Raw genomic sequence first — 19,020 nt, 5'->3', positions numbered from 1 at the left:
CATCATTGTTCTATGCTGTTTTTGAAGCGTAATTTTTCTCATCAACAATCATTTTAGAAATAATTTCACAGAGTATTTCTGAGGTGCCGCCGCCGATTTGGTTTAATCGCGCATCGCGCCACATACGTGCCAATGGATAGTCTTCCATAAAGCCATTCCCGCCAAACATTTGTAGGCATTCAAAAGTCACCCTGTCCAGCATTTGTGAACACATCAATTTTGCCATCGAGGCTTCTTTTACAAGGTATTCACCTTTACTATGACGATCGTATATGCTGTATAAAAACTGTTTGTTACATTCTATTTCGGCTGACATTTGTGCGATCCGATGTCTTAAAACCTGAAATTCTTTGATTTTCTTGCCAAAAACAGCTCTCTGATTCATATAATCTAAGGTGAGTTCAATGGCATATTCTGCGCCCGATACCGAGCCAGCTGCTATGGATAAGCGTTCTGAAACAAAATGTTGCATGATGTAAAAGAAACCATGGTTTTCTTCTCCCAATAAGTTTTCTACAGGAACTTTGACGTTGTCCAATCCTATTTCTCCAGTATCAGATGCTCTCCAACCCAATTTATTTAGTTTCGTAGCACTCACACCTTTCCGATCGCGTTCAATCAGCATCATACTGATGCCGTAATAGCCAGCTTCCGGATTGGTCTTAACGGCAGCAACGATATAATCGCTATTCACGCCATTGGTAATAAATGTTTTAGCACCATTAATGATATAATGATCACCATCTTTTACAGCAGATGTTCTAATGGATTTCACGTCTGAACCGGTATCTGGTTCGGTAACCGCCAAACAGCCAATGAGTTTGCCTTCATTACCTGCCGTCAGATATTTTTGTTTTTGTGCTTCACTTCCGGAGCCATTAACATGTACCATGGCTAAGAAGAAATGCGCGCCCATGGCTGCGGCAAATCCACCAGAGTTGATTCGTGAAAGTTCTTCGTGTAACACCACTTCGTACCAAATGTCTAAATCGGAACCGCCATAGGCTTCCGGAAAACGCAGTCCGAAGTACCCCATGGCTCCAAACTTCTCATAGATCGCTCGTGGCACTTCGCCATCTTTCTCCCATTGATCCAGGTTTGGGATTACCTCCCGTTTTAAAAAGTCTTTTACGGAAGCTCTAAATAAGTCGTGATCTTCATTGAAAGGAGAAGGGTGTTTTGCTTTGGTATGTGTGAGACTGGTGTATTCTTTCTTGTCAATAACAACTTTAGCAATTATGTCTTTCATCATCTCTGAAGATCCTGCACTCAATGAGCCTGCGCGTGTATCTCTGTACATACGTGCTAAGGGATGATCGTCCATAAAGCCACTACCACCAAAAATCTGCAAACATTGTGTCGCAACTTTTTCGTGTAATTCTGTGGCGATTAATTTTGCTGATGCAATAAGTTTTACATCATAAATCCCTTCGTTGTACACCTTGGCACAGTGATAACTGAATGCTTTTAAGGCTTCTACTTCAGAAGTTAATTGTGCAATTTTATGTCGTAATATTTGAACTTTATTTAGGTTTTTGCCGAAGGTTTTTCGGTTTGCCATATAGCGTAAAGATTCGTCAAGCGCATATTCCATAGTGGCGATAGCGCTTGGCACTACGCATAAACGCTCTAATTGCAGTCCGTTCATGAGGTATTGAAAGCCTTTTCCTGCTTCTCCAATTAGGTTTTCTTTAGGCACTTTAACATTCTCAAAAGTCAAGGTAGCTGTGTCGGAAGACTGCCAACCTAATTTCTTCAACTCGGTTTTATGAATGCCGTCAGCACCTAAATCGATCACCAATAAGCTAATGCCTTTAGCTTCGGCTTCTAAATCCGTTTTAACAGCAACTACAGCATAACTTCCTTGCATGCCGTTAGTGACAAATGTTTTTGTTCCGTTGATGATATAATGGTCGCCTTGAACTTCAGCGTAAGTTTGAATGTTTGCGATATCTGAGCCAGCTTCTGGTTCTGTAATAGCGATACAACTCACAACATCTCCAGAAATAATACCAGGTAAATACCTGTCTTTTAATTGTTCTGTACCATAGTTTAAAATATAAGGTCCAGACATATATTGTACGACTTGTTGGCTAATAACAAAGCCGCCAGAGTTCATTTTACCCAATTCTTCATTAAACACAACATCATAGAAATAATCTAAGGCTTTACCACCATATTCTTTAGGGTAAGACAATCCAAGAAAGCCATGGTCGCCCATTTTTTTCCAAATAAAAATTGGGATTCTACCAGCGTCTTCCCATTCAGAAATATGAGGCTGCACTTCTTTTTCAAGAAATTCTCTTAAGCGTTGTCTGAATTCTTTATGTTCTTTTGAAAAATGTGTCATATTTAAAACGATATGTATTTGTCTATAGTCGTATCAAATGCTTCTCCCAGATTATCCAGATAATCCTCACCAAAAAAGGCAGTCATCGATTTTTTCCCTTTATCCGTGAAATGCGGTAAAAGAATAGACCAAATCAGGGCTTCACCATCTTCCTTGCTTTGATCACCTCTGATAATCTGTTGTGCAGACCAGAAAAATGCAATCATCCACACCAGAAGCGCAATATTATGATAGGCGCCTTTAAAAGGTTCTGGCTTCATATTGCCAATAGAAATGGCAAAAGCAATGGCTTTCTTATTATCGAGCACTGTTTGTTTAGTCATTTCCCGAAATTGTTTTTTAACCATCGGGTGGACTAAAACCTGAGAGTCTAAAAAGATAAAAGCATATTCTTTCTGAAAACGATAATATAGTTGCACTTCATTATGAAGGTTTTCAAAAGAGGGGAGGGCTCTGGATTTTGCGCGTTCTGCGGCAATTTTTTTCCACATCGCATCCGTAATTGCCTTAAGTAAGTCGTCTTTTGTTTTATAATGATAGGTGAGATTCCCTCTGGTCATGTCTAAATGACCGGCAATCTCATTTAAGGAAACCGCCGTAAAACCGTGTTGATTAAAGTATATTACCGAGGAATTAATAATGTTTTCTTTTGTTGTCATTTTGAAAATAAAGATTTCATTTATCAATATTAGTCAAAATAAACTAATAATTAGTCGTTTGTGACTAATTATTTTCAAAAGCAAATTTATTTGTGTGGAATAATGAAATTCGAAGAAAAAGTATACTAATTAGTCTTTGGATTGGAATCTTGCTGGAAGAACACCAATTAGATTATTCTATAAATCGATTAATGCTGAAACTGAATAATCGATTAAAATTTCAAAACAAGATTTAGGAGAATTAAACGAAAATCTGCTAATTGGTTTTGCTCTTTTGTTTGAGGGTGAAACGAAAGTTTTATATCTAATTCGGTCAACTGAATTTCTAAATCCGAACTTAATATTTAAAAGTAACAACGTAATGTTGCCACATTTATCAAATTGGGAAATTAGGGTGTTTACGAATGCAATTCCAGAATTGAGCAAGTATTCTTTAGAAAATATGATTGACAAGTTATAATTGTCAACTTTAAGAATGCTTAGAATCGCTTATTTAAAAACATTTGAACAATGTCCCAGGATATTCAAATTATGAACAATGCGTAGGAACCCACAATTTACTTGCACATAATCATTAACGATATAAAACACTGGCGTGTTGTTATATCTATGACTATGTCAAATAACGCCGAAATGGCGCTATTGCGTAAATTGCTATAAATTGCCCTATAATTTATATTATGTAAAATAGAATATTTTGAAGTGAAGAACTCAATAACTATTCCTTAGCCTCTTCCAGCTCACTGACCCGTCCTGTATATTCAATAGAACTTCGAGTTGTAGATTGTACTCTTATGGTACTTCTGTTATTTGGAAATAAAGTAATTATAATATCATAACGCTCACTACTGCGGTATTGGTCTGCTATTTTAAAACGAATGTCTACAGAGTGCTTTTTATGGTTCAAACTTACTTTATAATTTTCTGGAACATCATTGAATTCAATTCCTGAATGATTTCCATTGTAACCACCACCAAAATTCTGATCTCCATAAAATGGTAAAAACCCTCGGATACTATCTCCTTTAACTACCAATCTATTGGAATTTGATGAGATGTCTATATTGCCTGCGTTATTGCCTGGACCTAAAATTCTCGAATTTGCAACCTTACTAAAAGATGCTGAAGCCATTGGCATAGCACTATTGGAAACAATCTCAAAGGATTTTGAGTCTACCAAATCCTGTAGTTTTTGATAGTCTTGATTATCCTGCTCCGTGAATACTTTGTTGGAACCACAGCTCAGCACCATCACAACTAACATACAATATGGCAGTAAGTGTTTCATAGTCTTAAAATTACAAAAATATTAGAACTAATTTTCATGAATATTAATAATTTTGATATCCACAATCTGTAATATATCTGTGTCATCAGCGTTCCATTTTTCACCAAAGTGATGAAATTCCAAAAATATCAGTTAATCTCTATTAAAATCTGCCTCTTCTCCGTTCTATTTTTCACGCAAAGACGCAGAGATGCAAAGATTACACGCAGAGTATTCGTAAATTAATGTACTTACAAAAATTTCTCCGCGTATCTCTGTGAAACAAATCAGTGTACTATTATTTCACGCAGAATATTCGTGAACTTATCGTACTTAGAAACATTTCTCCGTGGACCTCTGCGAAACCTCCGCGTATCTCTGTGAAACAAATCAGTGTACTATTATATCACGCAGACTATTCGTAAAATTAATGTACTTCGAAAAATTTCTCAGTGCATCTCCTGCAAAGCCTCCGCGTATCTCTGTGAAACAAGATTATCTGTTGAAATCAGTTTAACCCGCCTGAACGGACGGGCAAGTTCGTGTCTAAAAATTCAGTTTAATTTCTCCGTGCATCTCTGCGAAACCTCCGCGTGTCTCTGTGAAACAACGCATCCTATTTAGGATCTAAAATCAGCTCAATTCGCTTAACCGCATCCTGATAATGATATTTCGTTTCGGTATTTGACACCGTATTCTTGCGACTGTTCAATTGGGTTTTTAGCGTATTCAATTCACCTCTTACCAAAGCCCTCACGTCAGATTGGTTCACATTATAAAAACTTACCCCACGCCCAGGCTTCAATTCCTCCGTCATTAAATACGCCATGCGGTCTATATAGGCACGTTGTAAATTACGTCGGTACACATCAACGGCCTGATTGCTGTTGAGTTCTTTCCAAATCCCTTTGCGCATCTCCTGTAACATATCCAAGGCTGAATAATTTTCTTTGCTGATGGCGGTGCCGTCAATCAATCTCCCCAGGACGTCAAAATCAAGAATGCTGTTTAAATGTCTTGCTTGGGCATTTCTAAAGGTTTCGGTATAACCAGCATGATCAATATTGCGAAGAATTTGAAAATTGACCATCCAGGTTGGCGTTGCAAAGGTATTTTCCTGCAGCCATGCCATCGCTGCTTTTTGATCGGCTTTTGAAGCTGGTGTATAAATTACACCCCCTTGATTAGGCTTTTTTGTGTCTTCATAAAGGCCTCCAATATGCGTGGTCACATGACCCATATAACGGTTCCAAACGCCTAGCAACTCCCCTTGCAATTCCTTTAAATCGTCATAATCGTTGGTTTTATCGCTAGTCCATGCTGGAAGTTGTTCCGCCACATATTTTAGATTTTTGAGTCCGTAAGTACTCGCTTTTATAGAGTTGTTTCCAATATCTTCGGTTTGTGAGGACGGATCAAAACGACTGCTCTGTTTCCCATATTTAAATCGCGGATCTCCAGCTTTATCCATAACCCACTGGTCCAAGGTTGGGGTCTCCCCTTCTGTGGTCGCCCCTGGAATCCACCGGTAGCCCCAATTGGTAACATAATGGTCGTAAGGCCCAATCTGACGAACAAATCGGATGTTTTCATCGCCTGGCTGGGCAATATAATTATATCGGGCATAATCCATAATACTCGCCGCAATGCCATGTTCTTGAGTGAACGCCCCGTTCCGATAACTTTCCACATCATAGGCATTACTGGCGGCCATATTGTGCGGAAATCCTAAGGCGTGGCCCACTTCATGGGCAATAACCATACGCATCATCTCTCCAATTTCCTCATCGCTGGTATCCAAAGTACGCGCTGAAGGATTAGCCGCTCCGGTTTCCAGCAGATATCGGTTTCTATAGGATCGCAAATGGTTGTGGTACCAAATAATGTCACTTTCAATAATTTCTCCTGTGCGTGGATCGGATACGCTAGGACCTGTCGCATTTCTTGTGGTACTCGCCACATAGCGGACTACGGAATAACGGATATCTTCTGGACTGAAATCCGGATCTTCTTCGTACGTAGGTGGGTCTTTAGCGACAATGGCGTTTTTGAATCCCGCTGTTTCAAATGGCTTTTGCCATTCTTCAATCCCTTGTTTAATGTATTTACGCAGTTTTTCTGGTGTTGCGGGATCTAAATAATAGACAATTGGTTTGATAGGTTCTACCAATTCGCCTCTTTTATAAGCTTCAGGATCTTTAGGTTCCAAACGCCAGCGACGGATGTAAGTTTTTTGATCTGATTTTAAAGCTTCACTGCTATAATCATATTGACTCACCGTAAAAAACCCGACACGCGGATCCGCAAGACGCGGCTGCATTGGTGTGGTTGGCAACAACACCATGGATTGGTTCATTTGGAGACTGATCGTTTCCGTTGCTGGAAGCATGGGTGGTTTTGACGCATTGTAAGTAAAATCTTGAATAATCTCAATATTCAGCGGGAAACTTTTTGCAGCCGTGACAAAGCTGCGAGACTCGTCTAAATTGCGAACTTTATAAGTCTCACGCATACTGCTGGACAGGCCACTAATAGCTTTTACATCACTTGTATAGAATTTAGTAACATCAATCACCACAGCGGATGAATCTTTACTAAATGCCGCAATATCAAACGCATATAAAATGGGTTCATAATTGTTTGCCTTAACGGATATATTAATGGGCAAACTGTCATTGGCCACGGCATTATAAGATTTCACCTTGATCAGTATTTTGTCTTGAAAACGCTCCCAGGTGATTAATTGTTCATTGGTTTTAGATCCTGCATTGACGTAGCCACCTCCTAAATTTGATGGCAGCTTGGACATCCGGCTCACGAGCAACATATCCTTATTCAGCAAACTATCCTGAATTTCAAAGAAGTATTTCTCCTTTATCTTATGGATTTTGAAGAGGCCTTCATCGGTCACAGCGTCGTTGGTTATCACCTTGTCATAAGCTTTGATAGCCTCATCCTTCTTCTTTTCGGGAGCAGGAGCTTCTACCTGATTCTTTGCTTTTTTAGTGTTTTTTTTAGATTGCGCACTCATATTGAGCGGATTGAACAGACTCCCAATCACCAGTGCAAAAAGACATAACTTCTTCATTGACTTATTTCGTTTAGTTAAGATTATAAAGATAGAAATAAGTTTTAGATAGCGAGTGTTTATCCTTGCAGAGCGGCAAAAAGCGAAACGGATGGAAACTTTATATGTTATTAGCACCAATCTTGAAAATCCCTGTATACCGACAGGCAAATTTCAATAAGATGGTCTGTGGAAATCTGTGTAATTCGCCTGAACGGACGGGAAGGTCCGTGTCTAAAATTTAGAAAAGCTCCAAATATATAAACACCAAATTCTAATGAAATGGTTTGTGGAAATCTTCAGATCTAAAGAATCAGTAACTATCAGCAAAAACAGCGTTATCAGCGTTCTGATATCACCATTTTAGCCCCAATTAATCCTCAGGCGGATGCCCATGAATCTCTTCATAAACTGTATCAAAGTTTTCTCTGATATGGGTTCGAAGTTTCAAGCGGTAATCATCATGCAGCCACTTTACAAAGTTATAAGTACTTCTACTGATACACTGGGTGTAGCGCTCCAAACGGTGATTGATATCGTCCTCCAGCAATTTCATCAAGGCCAGTGCATCATACACATCCTCACTGTTTTCCACACATATTTTAGTATGGTGTGCAATGGATTGCTCTAAAAGGACTTTGGATGAATCGCCTTTATTGACCGAATCGATATAGGCCTGTTTCATATCAAAATAAACCTCTTCAGAATTAGCAAATTCCTGACGTAAAGCATCAGGCATCTCATATCTAAAATTGGCTTCAATATCATCATCATTAACAATACTGTCCAGATAATAATTTGGCGATCCGAAAATCTTCTGCCAGTTAATATCCGCACCCCATGGACCGAAACGGTGCATATTGTTACCTAAATCGATAATCTTAAACACTTCTTTGTCCTTATAAATACGAGACCCACGTCCTACCATTTGGTAATACAAGGCCAAAGATTTCGTAGCTCTGTTCAAAATAATGGTATCTACGGAAGGCTCATCAAATCCGGTAGTCAAAATACTCACCGATGTCAAAATAGCATTTGGTGTCTCTTTGAACCATTTCAAAATCATTTTACGCTCTTTCTTGGTCGCGGTATTATCTAAGTGCGCAATGGTGTAACCAGCACGTTTAAAGGCATCATAAACATGTAATGACGTGTTGATCCCGTTATTAAAGATCAAGGTTTTCTTATTAAGTGAATGTTGCTCATAGGCATACACCACTTTTCTTAACATGTCCGAATTGGTGTATAAATCTTCTGAAGATTTAACGGTGTAATCGCCGTTGGACCCTACTTCCAAAGAAGTTAAACCCACGTTGTATTGGTAAGTTTCTGCCCGTGAAAGGAAGTTGTTCTCAATCAAATGCTCAATAGTCTCACCAGTAATCAGCTCGTTATAGTTGTCCTTCATTGGCAAATCCTTATTGGAACTCAACGGGGTTGCCGTAACGCCAAGGATAAAGGAATTTTCAAAATATTTAAACAGTTTGGTGAACGAGTTGTAATGCGCCTCATCAATAATCACCAATCCGACATCTGAAATATCCAACATGTCCTCTTGGAGTCGGTTGTTCAAGGTTTCTACCATCGCCACAAAACAGCTGTACTCTGCTTGATCTTCCAAATTGGCCTTACTGTCCACGACCTTATTGCTCACGTTGAATTCTGTCAACATCCTTGAGGTCTGTTTCAATAATTCAATCCGGTGAGTCAAGATCACCACTTTTTTATCGTGATTCTTTAAATATTGCCTTACAAATTCAGAAAAAATCACAGTTTTCCCACCACCTGTCGGTAATTGATAGAGCAGGTGATAATCAGAAGGAGCTTCATCAAAAGCTTTAAATACCTTGTCAATGGCATTCTTTTGATAGTTGTATAAATCTTTCTCGGTTTGGCGTTCTAAATTTTGTGAAACTGTTTTTACAGACATTTCGTACGTTGGGCTTAGTGTTGGATGTTAATAGGAAGTTGCAAAGATATGAGTATTAGCGCGGTCTTGCAATTATAAGTTTAAAAGATATTTGTAATTTGCCCTATATTTTTATGGAAAAAGATAATTTACAACGCAATTTCGAAGGGTATTTAAACACGCCCTTATTATGGCACGATGCTGAAGTTTACGGCTTAAAACAGTGTGCTTTAAAGGGAATGATATTCAGAAACTTCACACAAAAAAGCAATGAACATCTGCGTTTGGGGAAGTTGGTAGAGCAATTTGTGTTTCACCAATTGGACGAGGATGGCTCTTATTCAATTTTGGCAGAAAACATTCAGATACAAGATGGTAAGCGTACTATTGGTGAATTGGATGCACTTTTGATGACGGAAAACCGTCCCGTGCATTTGGAGATTATCTATAAATTTTATCTGTATGATCCTTCTGAAGGCAACACCGAATTATCACATTGGATCGGTCCGAATAGAAGGGACAGTTTACTCCAAAAATTAGACAAGCTAAAAGAAAAACAACTCCCACTACTCTACCATCCCAAAACCCAATCTCTACTGGATGATTTAAGCCTTAACTTAAGCGAAATTAAACAGCAGATTTTATTTAAAGCACAGTTGTTTTTGCCACTTGATCACCAAAAAACAGTATTTTCTCAATTGAATCCCGACTGCGTGAAAGGTTTTTATCTAAAAATAAACGACCTCGAGCGTTTTGAACTGGGACAATTTTATATTCCTGAAAAAGTCAATTGGCTTATGGATATCCATGAACATGTAGCATGGATGGATTATCACGGGTTTATGATGGAAATCAAACAATGGACATTTAAGAAACTAGCGCCCATGTGTTGGTTGAAACTAAATGGACACTATTCTAAATTCTTTGTGGTCTGGTGGTGATTTCTGTAATGGGTTCATCTCCAAATACCTTGTGGTTTCATCTTAATCCTTGCTATATGTCTTCAAAAAGTTTTACTTTGCACACTTTTAATTTGGAAGTAAAACAAGGTTTATTTTTTATAGACTTCGAAGTCAAATCCGTAAATAACCACAGTTATTCAATCATTAAAAACGGTTCCAAATAGCAATAATTAATAGTAATAAAACATCGATTTTGAAAGTTTGTATTGCCGAAAAACCCAGTGTCGCGCGAGAAATCGCCACTATTTTAGGAGCTAACACTAGACATGATGGCTACTATGAAGGCAATGGGTATGCGGTAACCTACACTTTTGGACACCTCTGCACTTTAATGGAGCCCAACGATTATAAGCCACATTGGAAAAGTTGGGATCTAAACAATTTACCCATGCTCCCCGAAAAGTTCAAAACTAAGGTGGTCAGCAATTCTGGGATTCAAAAGCAGTTTAAAATTGTCAAGAAACTGTTTGACCAAGCCGAGGTGGTGATCAATTGTGGGGATGCTGGCCAAGAAGGAGAATTGATCCAGCGCTGGGTTTTGGATCAGGCAAATTATAAGGGAAAAGTGCAGCGTTTATGGATTTCTTCATTAACTGCCGAAGCCATAAAGGAAGGTTTTGAAAATTTAAAACCCTCAGAACAGTATGATAATCTGTTTTACGCCGGATTTTCCCGGGCTATTGGCGATTGGCTTTTAGGAATGAATGCCACCCGATTATACACGCTTAAACATGGCGGTTATAAACAGGTCCTCTCTGTAGGGCGTGTGCAGACACCAACTTTGGCGATGGTGGTGAACCGATTTAAAGAGATTGAAAACTTTGTGCCACAACCTTATTGGGAATTGCAGACCCTTTATAGAGACACTTTGTTCAGCTATGAGGAAGGCCGCTTTACCAAAATGGAAGATGGCGAAATATTGGCCAACAAAGTCAAGGAGCATGAATTTGAGATTGTCTCCGTCACCAAGAAAAAAGGTAAGGATTACGCCCCAAAACTGTTCGATTTAACAGGCTTGCAAGTATATTGCAACAATAAGTTCGGGTTTTCAGCTGATGAAACGCTCAAAATTGTACAGAAACTCTATGAACAAAAGGTGGTCACCTACCCGAGAGTAGACACCACTTTTTTACCCAACGATATTTATCCAAAGGTTGCTGGAATTTTACAGAATCTTAAAAAATACGCAACATTGACAGCGCCGCTTTTGGGCAAAAAAATCAAGAAATCAACAAAGGTCTTTAACGATAAAAAAGTGACGGATCACCACGCTATTATCCCAACGGGTGTAGAAAGCCAATTGCAATACAACCAACAGCAAGTCTATGACATTATCACCAGAAGGTTTATAGCTGTTTTTTATGATGATTCTTCGGTATCGAACACCACGGTTATCGGAAAAGCTTCGGATGTGAATTTCAAGGCTACAGGTAAAGAGATTTTGAGTAAGGGCTGGCGTGTGGTCATCGAATCGGCCGAAAAAGAACAAAAATCATCAGATTTACTCCCATCGTTTGTCAAAGGTGAAAAAGGGCCACATCACCCTTCGTTTTTGGAAAAGCAGACCAAGCCTCCCAATCAATTTACAGAGGCTTCCCTCCTACGCGCCATGGAAACTGCAGGAAAACAGGTAGATGATGATGAAATGCGCGAACTGATGAAGGAAAATGGTATCGGTCGTCCATCCACACGTGCCAATATTATCGAAACCTTGTTCAAGCGGAAATATATCGAACGCAATAAAAAGCAAGTGCTGCCTACCCATATCGGTATTCAATTGATTGATACCATTCAGAACGAACTGTTGAAATCGGCTGAATTGACCGGAATGTGGGAAAAGCAATTGAAGGACATTGAGAAAGGCACTTATAGTGCTGCGCAATTTATCGCCAACATGAAAAAAATGGTGGATGCTTTAGTGTACGAAGTCCGAAGTGAGACGCAACGGGCAAATATCTCCCACGTAAAAGTTGAACAAAAGGCCATTGCTGAAAAAGAAGTTAATAAGAAAGCTGGAATCACCACAGAAATCTGTCCAAAATGTAAAAGTGGGCATTTGATCGAAGGTAAATTGGCGTTCGGTTGCAGTGATTATAAAAATGGCTGTCGCTTTGTTTTACCTTTTAAGTTTCAGGACAAGAAGATTTCAGAAAAACAATATATCCGTTTGCTCCAAAAAGGATCGACCGTCAATCTCAAAGGCTTTAAAACTGAGGCTGGAGAATTGGAAGGTCTCATCAGGTTTGACGATCAATTTCACTTGGTTCTGGAACCTAAAAAATCGGTTAAAAAAGAAACTTCAGATAGCTTGACCTGTCCAAAATGCAAGAAAGGAACAGTCATTAAAGGTAAAACCGCTTACGGCTGTAGCCACTACAAAGAAGGCTGTTCGTTCAGATTCAGCTTTGATGACGTGCGACAAAAAGCCACTGGAAAGACAATGAGTAAAGAATTGGTTTATAGTATTTTAAATGAAGACATCTAAACCAACGCAACACATTCATTTCCTACTCCATAAGCCATTTGGTTACCTGAGTCAATTTATGAGCAATGCCAAACATCAGCGCAATAAAAAGTTCTTGGGTGCACTATATGATTTTCCTGAAGGCGTCATGCCGATAGGACGATTGGATAAAAATTCTGAAGGATTGCTGTTGTTGACTACGGATGGTTTTTTAAGCAATACCATTTGCAGTAGCCCTATTGAAAAAGAATATTACGTACAAGTGGATGGAGACATTACTGAGACCGCCATAGCACAACTTCAAGAAAGCGTTACTATTGGATTTGAGGGCATCACCTATCAGACCCAAGCGTGTCACGTTTATAAGCTGGATCAATCGCCAGATTTCGCAGAGCGTTCTAAAAAAATAAGGGACTCACGTCATGGACCAACCTCGTGGATTTCTATCACAATAAATGAAGGAAAATTTAGGCAGGTTCGCAAAATGACTTCTGCTGTTGGTTTTCCTACCTTGAGATTGGTACGTGTACGTGTAGGTCGCATTTATCTAAACAAAATGCAACCGGGTGAGGTCATTAAAGTTGATGAATTAATTGTAGATTAAACGCGTTTTACTCTTACGGCATTCATGCCTTTCATACCACGTTCCAATTCAAAGCTCACTTTGTCGTTTTCAGCGATATCATCTAAGAGTCCGCTCACGTGACAAAAGTACTTTTCATTGTTCTCTAAATCGATGATAAATCCGAAGCCTTTAGAACTGTCGTAGAAAGAAACTTTCCCTTGTCTTACTGGGTCTTCTTCTTCGCCCTCTTCTTTTTTAGGAACACCTAAAACGATGTCTTCAGCATCTACTTTGATCTTGTCCGCAGGATCCATTGGTGTATCTGATAGGTTTCCGTAGGCATCTACGTAAGCAAATTGAATCCCATCACTTCCGCCTTCTGCTCTACGGGCATCTTTTTTCTTCTTTTTTTCTTCACGTTTTTTAGCACGTGCTTTTTCTTTTTCAATTTTGTTAAAGGTCTGTTGCGACTTAGCCATTCTTTTTTTTAAATATGTTTTAAGGGTTAGATTTGAAATACCAAATTATGCTTAAGATAGGCAATTCTTGGAATTGTTGATTCGAAAGATTAATTCAGTGATTGCAATGTACATTATAATTCAATGTTAAAATCCACTAAATGTCTATATACCTTACAAATATAAGAGATTGATTTGAGATAATGGGTTTCAAACTATGAATCTTTGCGCTTGTAAGGTCTAATTATTAGTCCTAAAGGCTTATCATAGGTTAAATAATTGGCCATCCAATCATAAAATGCCATGAACTTGTTTCTAAAACCTACCAATGACATGATATGGATAAACATCCACACCATCCAGGCAAAAGTACCTTGGAATTGCCATTTGGGTAAATCCACCACTGCCTTTTTACGACCAATGGTGGCCATCACGCCTTTGTTTTTATACTTAAAGGGCAGCATTGGCAGTTGATTTGTAAGCTTGATGATGTTTTTTGAAAGTTGTTTGCCTTGCTGCTGGGCTACCGGAGCCAACATGGGGAGGCCTTTAGGATTTTCATTTGTGACATAAGATGCCACATCACCTATGGCAAATATGTTCTGGGTGTTTTTTACCTGATTGAATTGATCCACTAAAATTCGGTTGCCTGCTAAAGAATCGGCAGGAAGACCATCTATTGGCGCAGCTTTTACTCCAGCGGTCCAAATAACCGTATCTGTAGCAAATGAGGTGCCATCTGCCAAAGTCAATATCTTACCATCATAAGCATCCACTTTAGCACTAAGATGGACGTTAACTCCAAGTTCCTTTAAATACACCAAACTTTTAATTGAAGATGCTTCTGACATGGCAGATAACAATTCTTGAGCTGCTTCATAGAGATTGATTTGCATTTTTGACAAATCGAGTTCAGGAAAATCCTTCGGCAGCACAAAATGCTTCATTTCCGCCAAAGCGCCGGCCAATTCAATTCCCGCAGGTCCGCCACCAACAATGGCAATATTCATTAGATCATCAACAGAAAAATCATTTTGATGCGCCAATGCTTTCTCTAGGTTTTGATAGATATAACTACGCATATTCAACGCATCTGGAATGGACTTTAAAGTCAGTAGTTTGTCCTTGACAGGTTCGAAATTAAAAAAGTTGTTGGTGCTTCCCGTAGCGATGACCAAATAATCATAACGAATATCTCCTATGGAGGTGTGTAAAAGTTGTGAAGCCACAGAAACCTTGTCCACCTTGGCCATTCTAAAACTGAAATTCGCTTGATTTCTAAAAATCCGCCTGACCGGATAGGCAATACTGTCGGGTTCCAAACCGCCGGTCGCAATCTGATACATTAAAGGTTGGAAATTATGATAATTGTGTTGGTCTATTAAAAGGATTTCAACGGGTTTGTTCTTGAAAGATTTCGCGATAGTTATTCCGCCAAAACCTGCGCCAACAATGACAACTTTAGGAGTGGTTTGTTTGTTCATCAAGTGAATACTAGAGTTTAAACACGATCAAATTAAGTGCGTGTTCAATTATGTAAAGATACATATTCCATCGCCTTGAAATATTATAAAACGGCATATATTAATTTGGAAATGATTATTCTAAGCCAGACCTGATAAGGGCATTTTGCTACAGCCTATTTATAATCTATCTAAAATTCTTCAAATTAATTAGTTAGCTGAACACTTAATAAAAACGATGTTTTTAAGCCTTTGCAATTAGGTGATGTGCAATAAATTATTTAAATTTAGGATTAGAATGATCTTAAAACTACCTTATTAAAATGACCTATATAAATGATAATATCATCCCTGGAAATCACGGTAAAACATTTACCACAAATGTGAGAAGTCCTGAGGAAAAATCAAGATTGAAAGCCGCAATTATGAAGATTGACGGTGTAATCAAAGTTATTTTTGAAGACACTTATCCTTCCGAGGTTACAGTCCACACGGATCAAGTAGTACATGTCAATGAGATTCAGGAGAAAGCTACCGAGCTTAAATTTCATGTGATTGCAAAAGGACCTTTCTTTCCTTTACTTTAAAGAACTATTTCTCTTTTTCCTTTTCTTTTACAAGAATGATACTGGCAGTAACGCCAGTTAAGAGATTCCATTTTTTTGACGAGACCTGAACGCCATTATCGTCAAATACTTGGAATTCTGCTGTATTTGGACCAGATTCACCTTGGTTGAGCGCCACAAAGTCTATTTTATTGATGCCCTCTACCAACGGCACATCAAAGCTTTTGAAGTTACCGGTCAATAATAGATCGGCTATAAAAACAGTACCATTGACAAACACCCTAACGCGGTCTCCGTCAGGATACTCATGGTCTCGACATCTGATATTAGCTTTTTTTCCGGTGATATTGAAATTGCCCAAAAACTGATCTTCCATGCTGTCCATTCGGAAGCCCTGCTCTACGGCTTTCTTGTTCCATTTATTATCAAAGATTTCTCCAGGATCACGTAAGGTGCTATTGTCAAACATGGAGAACTCGGTTTCTCGTTTTTTGATGGCACTTGGACTTTCAACTTTAGGCTGCTCTTCCTTAATTACGGGTTCAATTTTAACAGGTTCAGGCACAGGCTCTTTCTTCTCGTCCTTCTTTTCAACTACAGGGATGGGAATACTCTTAATTGGAGATTCCTGAGCCTTAGTTTGGAACACTACAACGAGAAACAAAATACCTAAAAGTTTATATTTATAAGATGTCATAAGCTTAAAAACCATTTCGGATATAAGAATCAAAAACCATACCTATCGCGAAACTAACGATTAATTCTGACTCTAATTTTAAAGGAAACGTTAAAACTTGCCGTTAAAACTCAAGCGAAGCTTCCTCACATATTCTTCCATCAGCCATTCTTTGTAATTCTTGGTGCTGTTCATCATACAATAAGAATACTGTTTGATACGGTATGAAATGTCGTCCATCAAATATTTAATGAGGTCTCTTGCTTCGAAAATGGTTTCGGCATTGGCAATACACATTTTAGAGTGCTGTTCTATGGAGCGTTCAATGGAAACCATCGATTTGTTGCCCTCAACAATAGCTTTTTCATATTCTGCTTTAATATCAAAGTCGATATTTTCAGTATTCTTAAAGCGTTCCCTGATCGAATCTGGCATGACGTAGACAAAATCGCGTTCAATATCTTCGTCATTCCGGAGGTTATCCAGATACAAATCTGGGTATTTAAAGATGTGCTGCCAATCGACCGTCTGTTCCCAAGGCCCAAAACGAACTGCATTATTGCCCAAATCCAAAACCAAGAATGACTTTTTATCCTTCAAAACACGAGAGCCGCGCCCTATCATCTGAAAATATAGGGTCAAGGAACGTGTCGCACGATTCAAGATTACCGATTCTACAGTAGGTTCATCAAATCCTGTGGTCAAAATACTGACTGAGGTCAGAATGGCGTCTGGCGTGTTCTTAAACCATTTCAAAATCTCCTTCCGCTCCTGTTTGCTGCAGGTATTATCCAAATGCTTAACCTTGTAACCAGCGCGCTTAAACGAATAGTAAACTTCTTTTGAGGTGTTGATCCCGTTATTGAAAATCAAGGTTTTTTTACCTTTGGACAGTTCTTCGTAAGCAAAAATAAGTTTGCTCAACATATAGGAATTCGTGTAGAGTGTTTCCGAAGACTTAACGGTATAATCCCCGTTGATTCCAATCTTCAATGTATTTAATTCCACATCAAAGTTATACAGATCGGCATTTGCTAAAAATCCATTTTTTATCAAGGTTGAAATATCATCACCAACAATCAGTTTTTGGTAATTATCTTTCATTGGCAATTTAATATTGGAGCTTAATGGGGTTGCCGTGACCCCAAGGATGAAGCAATTTTCAAAAAATTTAAACAGTTTTCTGAACGAATTGTAATGGGCCTCATCAATAATGACCAATCCGATATCTTCCAATCGCAATTTATTATCATTGAGACGGTTGTTTAAAGTCTCAACCATGGCCACGAAGCATTTGTATTGATCTTGATCAGGAAGCTCCTTGACATGGCTATTGATAACTTTATTTTCGACATCAAAATTAGTCAGCATTTTTGAGGTCTGTTTACAGAGCTCAATGCGATGCGTGAGGATGACGACCTTCTTGTTGTGGTCTTTAATATAGCGCCTTACAATCTCGGAAAAAATCACAGTCTTCCCCCCTCCCGTTGGCAGTTGGTACAACAAATTAAAATTATCTGGAGCAGATTCCATGACCTCAAAAATCTTATTCAGATCAGCAAGCTGATAATCATAAAGATCTTTTTTGGTTTCGGTTTTGTTAAGGTGCTCTAAAGTTTCTGACATAAAAATTGGGGTTCAAAAAATTTTTCACAAATTTAAGGCTTTATAAGAGTTATTCGTGGTTATTGTTGAAAACAATTAACAATTATTCCGATTTTAGTTCGTGATTATCTGATAGTTATATAAGTGGGATTGCATGAGATATTCTGAGAGGTGAGTCTATGATAACCGTTCTCAGACTGATGTCCGAGATAAAAACATAAAAAAGCCGTTTCAATTAGTTTTGAGACGGCTTCTTTAAAACTCCTAATGTCTAGATTCTTAAGAAATGTTAATTCTCTTAGCTGGCTTTTCTTTTGCCTCTTCTTTTTTCGGTAAATGTACCGTTAGGATACCTTCTTTGTATTGGGCACTGATTTTATCAGTCTCAATCGTATCTGGCAAGGTAAAGGTTCTTTTAAAAGACGAATAGCCAAATTCACGTCTTGTGTAATTTTCTTCTTTTTGCTCTTTCTCTTCTTTGGTTTCTGAAGATATGGAAAGGATTTTATTATCGACATCAATATTAAAATCTGATTTTTTCATTCCAGGCACAGCGATTTCTAAATAGAATTCATTGGCGTTCTCTTTAATATTTACTGCCGGAAGTGTCATTCCCGTATTAAAATTGGATAGAAAACCAGTTCCCATTCCACTTTCAAACAAATTGTCAACCCAAGATGAAAAACTTGGTAAAGAAGAAGTTTCTCTTCTAGTAGAAACGTCGTTGCCATTTCTTGGCATTGTTGTTAATGTACTCATTGTTATTCAAATTTTAGTAGTTAAACTTTATTTGATAGCTATACTTCAAAATCAGTACCAGTTGCGATTTCGTCTTGAATTACTGACAAATAGGTATAGATAACCGACATTTTGACACAGTTAATACTCTGATAACTAACATTTTGTCAGTTTCAAGCATACCGTCAACTACTTTGTATGACATAGTACTGTAACAAATCATTCCTTGTCTCGTCTTTATAGTATAATCACTATTTAAATTATAGAAATC

The 19,020-nt window shown here is 38.4% G+C and carries 14 protein-coding genes; 4 read left to right on the top strand and 10 right to left on the bottom strand.

Annotated elements, in window-relative coordinates:
* Positions 1-10 precede the first annotated feature (10 nt).
* From ESZ48_RS19715 to ESZ48_RS04700, 5 genes are all read right to left on the bottom strand, one after another.
* Positions 11-2,350 (bottom strand): acyl-CoA dehydrogenase family protein, encoded by a 2,340-nt coding sequence (locus ESZ48_RS19715; protein ID WP_317127980.1) that lies wholly within the window; start codon positions 2,348-2,350, stop codon positions 11-13.
* Positions 2,351-2,352: 2 nt separating this feature from the next.
* On the bottom strand, positions 2,353-3,009 hold the full coding sequence (locus tag ESZ48_RS04715) for a TetR/AcrR family transcriptional regulator (protein ID WP_129016177.1): 657 nt from the start codon (positions 3,007-3,009) through the stop codon (positions 2,353-2,355).
* 718 nt (positions 3,010-3,727) lie between these two features.
* Positions 3,728-4,297: a DUF4251 domain-containing protein gene (locus ESZ48_RS04710; protein ID WP_129016176.1), complete on the bottom strand. Its 570-nt coding sequence runs from the start codon at positions 4,295-4,297 to the stop codon at positions 3,728-3,730.
* 595 nt (positions 4,298-4,892) lie between these two features.
* Positions 4,893-7,364: a zinc-dependent metalloprotease gene (locus tag ESZ48_RS04705; protein ID WP_129016175.1), complete on the bottom strand. Its 2,472-nt coding sequence runs from the start codon at positions 7,362-7,364 to the stop codon at positions 4,893-4,895.
* A 352-nt stretch (positions 7,365-7,716) separates the two neighbouring features.
* Complete coding sequence (locus ESZ48_RS04700) at positions 7,717-9,273, bottom strand: DEAD/DEAH box helicase (protein WP_129016174.1); 1,557 nt, start codon at positions 9,271-9,273, stop codon at positions 7,717-7,719.
* Between the two features lie 113 nt (positions 9,274-9,386).
* Between ESZ48_RS04700 and ESZ48_RS04695 the strand changes: the two genes are divergently transcribed.
* The 3 genes from ESZ48_RS04695 to ESZ48_RS04685 all read left to right on the top strand — a co-directional run bounded on the left by ESZ48_RS04695 (position 9,387) and on the right by ESZ48_RS04685 (position 13,282).
* Complete coding sequence (locus ESZ48_RS04695; protein ID WP_129016173.1) at positions 9,387-10,193, top strand: DUF1853 family protein; 807 nt, start codon at positions 9,387-9,389, stop codon at positions 10,191-10,193.
* A 214-nt stretch (positions 10,194-10,407) separates the two neighbouring features.
* Positions 10,408-12,699 (top strand): type IA DNA topoisomerase, encoded by a 2,292-nt coding sequence (locus ESZ48_RS04690; RefSeq protein ID WP_129016172.1) that lies wholly within the window; start codon positions 10,408-10,410, stop codon positions 12,697-12,699.
* Positions 12,686-13,282: a pseudouridine synthase gene (locus tag ESZ48_RS04685; protein WP_129016171.1), complete on the top strand. Its 597-nt coding sequence runs from the start codon at positions 12,686-12,688 to the stop codon at positions 13,280-13,282. Before ESZ48_RS04690 ends, ESZ48_RS04685 begins: the two co-directional genes overlap by 14 nt.
* On the opposite strand, the gene ESZ48_RS04680 is transcribed toward ESZ48_RS04685, so the two are convergent.
* A complete protein-coding gene (locus ESZ48_RS04680) occupies positions 13,279-13,722 on the bottom strand; it encodes a cold-shock protein (protein WP_129016170.1) in 444 nt (147 codons plus the stop codon). The genes ESZ48_RS04685 and ESZ48_RS04680 overlap by 4 nt on opposite strands.
* Before the next feature lie 194 nt (positions 13,723-13,916).
* On the bottom strand, positions 13,917-15,185 hold the full coding sequence (locus ESZ48_RS04675) for an NAD(P)/FAD-dependent oxidoreductase (RefSeq protein WP_129016521.1): 1,269 nt from the start codon (positions 15,183-15,185) through the stop codon (positions 13,917-13,919).
* A 302-nt stretch (positions 15,186-15,487) separates the two neighbouring features.
* Between ESZ48_RS04675 and ESZ48_RS04670 the strand changes: the two genes are divergently transcribed.
* A complete protein-coding gene (locus ESZ48_RS04670; protein WP_129016169.1) occupies positions 15,488-15,751 on the top strand; it encodes a heavy-metal-associated domain-containing protein in 264 nt (87 codons plus the stop codon).
* Positions 15,752-15,755: 4 nt separating this feature from the next.
* Here ESZ48_RS04670 and ESZ48_RS04665 read toward each other — a convergent pair whose 3' ends face one another.
* From ESZ48_RS04665 to ESZ48_RS04655, 3 genes are all read right to left on the bottom strand, one after another.
* Complete coding sequence (locus ESZ48_RS04665; protein ID WP_129016168.1) at positions 15,756-16,427, bottom strand: hypothetical protein; 672 nt, start codon at positions 16,425-16,427, stop codon at positions 15,756-15,758.
* Positions 16,428-16,517: 90 nt separating this feature from the next.
* A complete protein-coding gene (locus tag ESZ48_RS04660; RefSeq protein ID WP_129016167.1) occupies positions 16,518-18,032 on the bottom strand; it encodes a DEAD/DEAH box helicase in 1,515 nt (504 codons plus the stop codon).
* A gap of 258 nt (positions 18,033-18,290) precedes the next feature.
* Positions 18,291-18,770 carry an Hsp20/alpha crystallin family protein gene (locus ESZ48_RS04655; protein WP_129016166.1) on the bottom strand — a complete coding sequence of 160 codons (480 nt, stop codon included), beginning with the start codon at positions 18,768-18,770 and terminating at the stop codon, positions 18,291-18,293.
* Positions 18,771-19,020 lie beyond the last annotated feature (250 nt).

It is taken from the genome of Gelidibacter gilvus (assembly GCF_004115975.1).
GTDB lineage: Bacteria > Bacteroidota > Bacteroidia > Flavobacteriales > Flavobacteriaceae > Gelidibacter > Gelidibacter gilvus.
Note: the sequence above shows the minus strand (reverse complement) of the source record. Positions and strands in the feature narration are given on the sequence as shown.

Excerpts from the sequence above, each read along its gene's own strand:
- ESZ48_RS04675 (WP_129016521.1), bottom strand. The coding sequence starts at position 15,185 with ATGAACAAACAAACCACTCCTAAAGTTGTCATTGTTGGCGCAGGTTTT.
- ESZ48_RS04700 (WP_129016174.1), bottom strand. The coding sequence starts at position 9,273 with ATGTCTGTAAAAACAGTTTCACAAAATTTAGAACGCCAAACCGAGAAA.
- ESZ48_RS04680 (WP_129016170.1), bottom strand. The coding sequence starts at position 13,722 with ATGGCTAAGTCGCAACAGACCTTTAACAAAATTGAAAAAGAAAAAGCA.
- ESZ48_RS04670 (WP_129016169.1), top strand. The coding sequence starts at position 15,488 with ATGACCTATATAAATGATAATATCATCCCTGGAAATCACGGTAAAACA.
- ESZ48_RS04655 (WP_129016166.1), bottom strand. The coding sequence starts at position 18,770 with ATGAGTACATTAACAACAATGCCAAGAAATGGCAACGACGTTTCTACT.
- ESZ48_RS04695 (WP_129016173.1), top strand. The coding sequence starts at position 9,387 with ATGGAAAAAGATAATTTACAACGCAATTTCGAAGGGTATTTAAACACG.
- ESZ48_RS04665 (WP_129016168.1), bottom strand. The coding sequence starts at position 16,427 with ATGACATCTTATAAATATAAACTTTTAGGTATTTTGTTTCTCGTTGTA.
- ESZ48_RS04660 (WP_129016167.1), bottom strand. The coding sequence starts at position 18,032 with ATGTCAGAAACTTTAGAGCACCTTAACAAAACCGAAACCAAAAAAGAT.
- ESZ48_RS04685 (WP_129016171.1), top strand. The coding sequence starts at position 12,686 with ATGAAGACATCTAAACCAACGCAACACATTCATTTCCTACTCCATAAG.
- ESZ48_RS04705 (WP_129016175.1), bottom strand. The coding sequence starts at position 7,364 with ATGAAGAAGTTATGTCTTTTTGCACTGGTGATTGGGAGTCTGTTCAAT.
- ESZ48_RS04710 (WP_129016176.1), bottom strand. The coding sequence starts at position 4,297 with ATGAAACACTTACTGCCATATTGTATGTTAGTTGTGATGGTGCTGAGC.
- ESZ48_RS04715 (WP_129016177.1), bottom strand. The coding sequence starts at position 3,009 with ATGACAACAAAAGAAAACATTATTAATTCCTCGGTAATATACTTTAAT.
- ESZ48_RS19715 (WP_317127980.1), bottom strand. The coding sequence starts at position 2,350 with ATGACACATTTTTCAAAAGAACATAAAGAATTCAGACAACGCTTAAGA.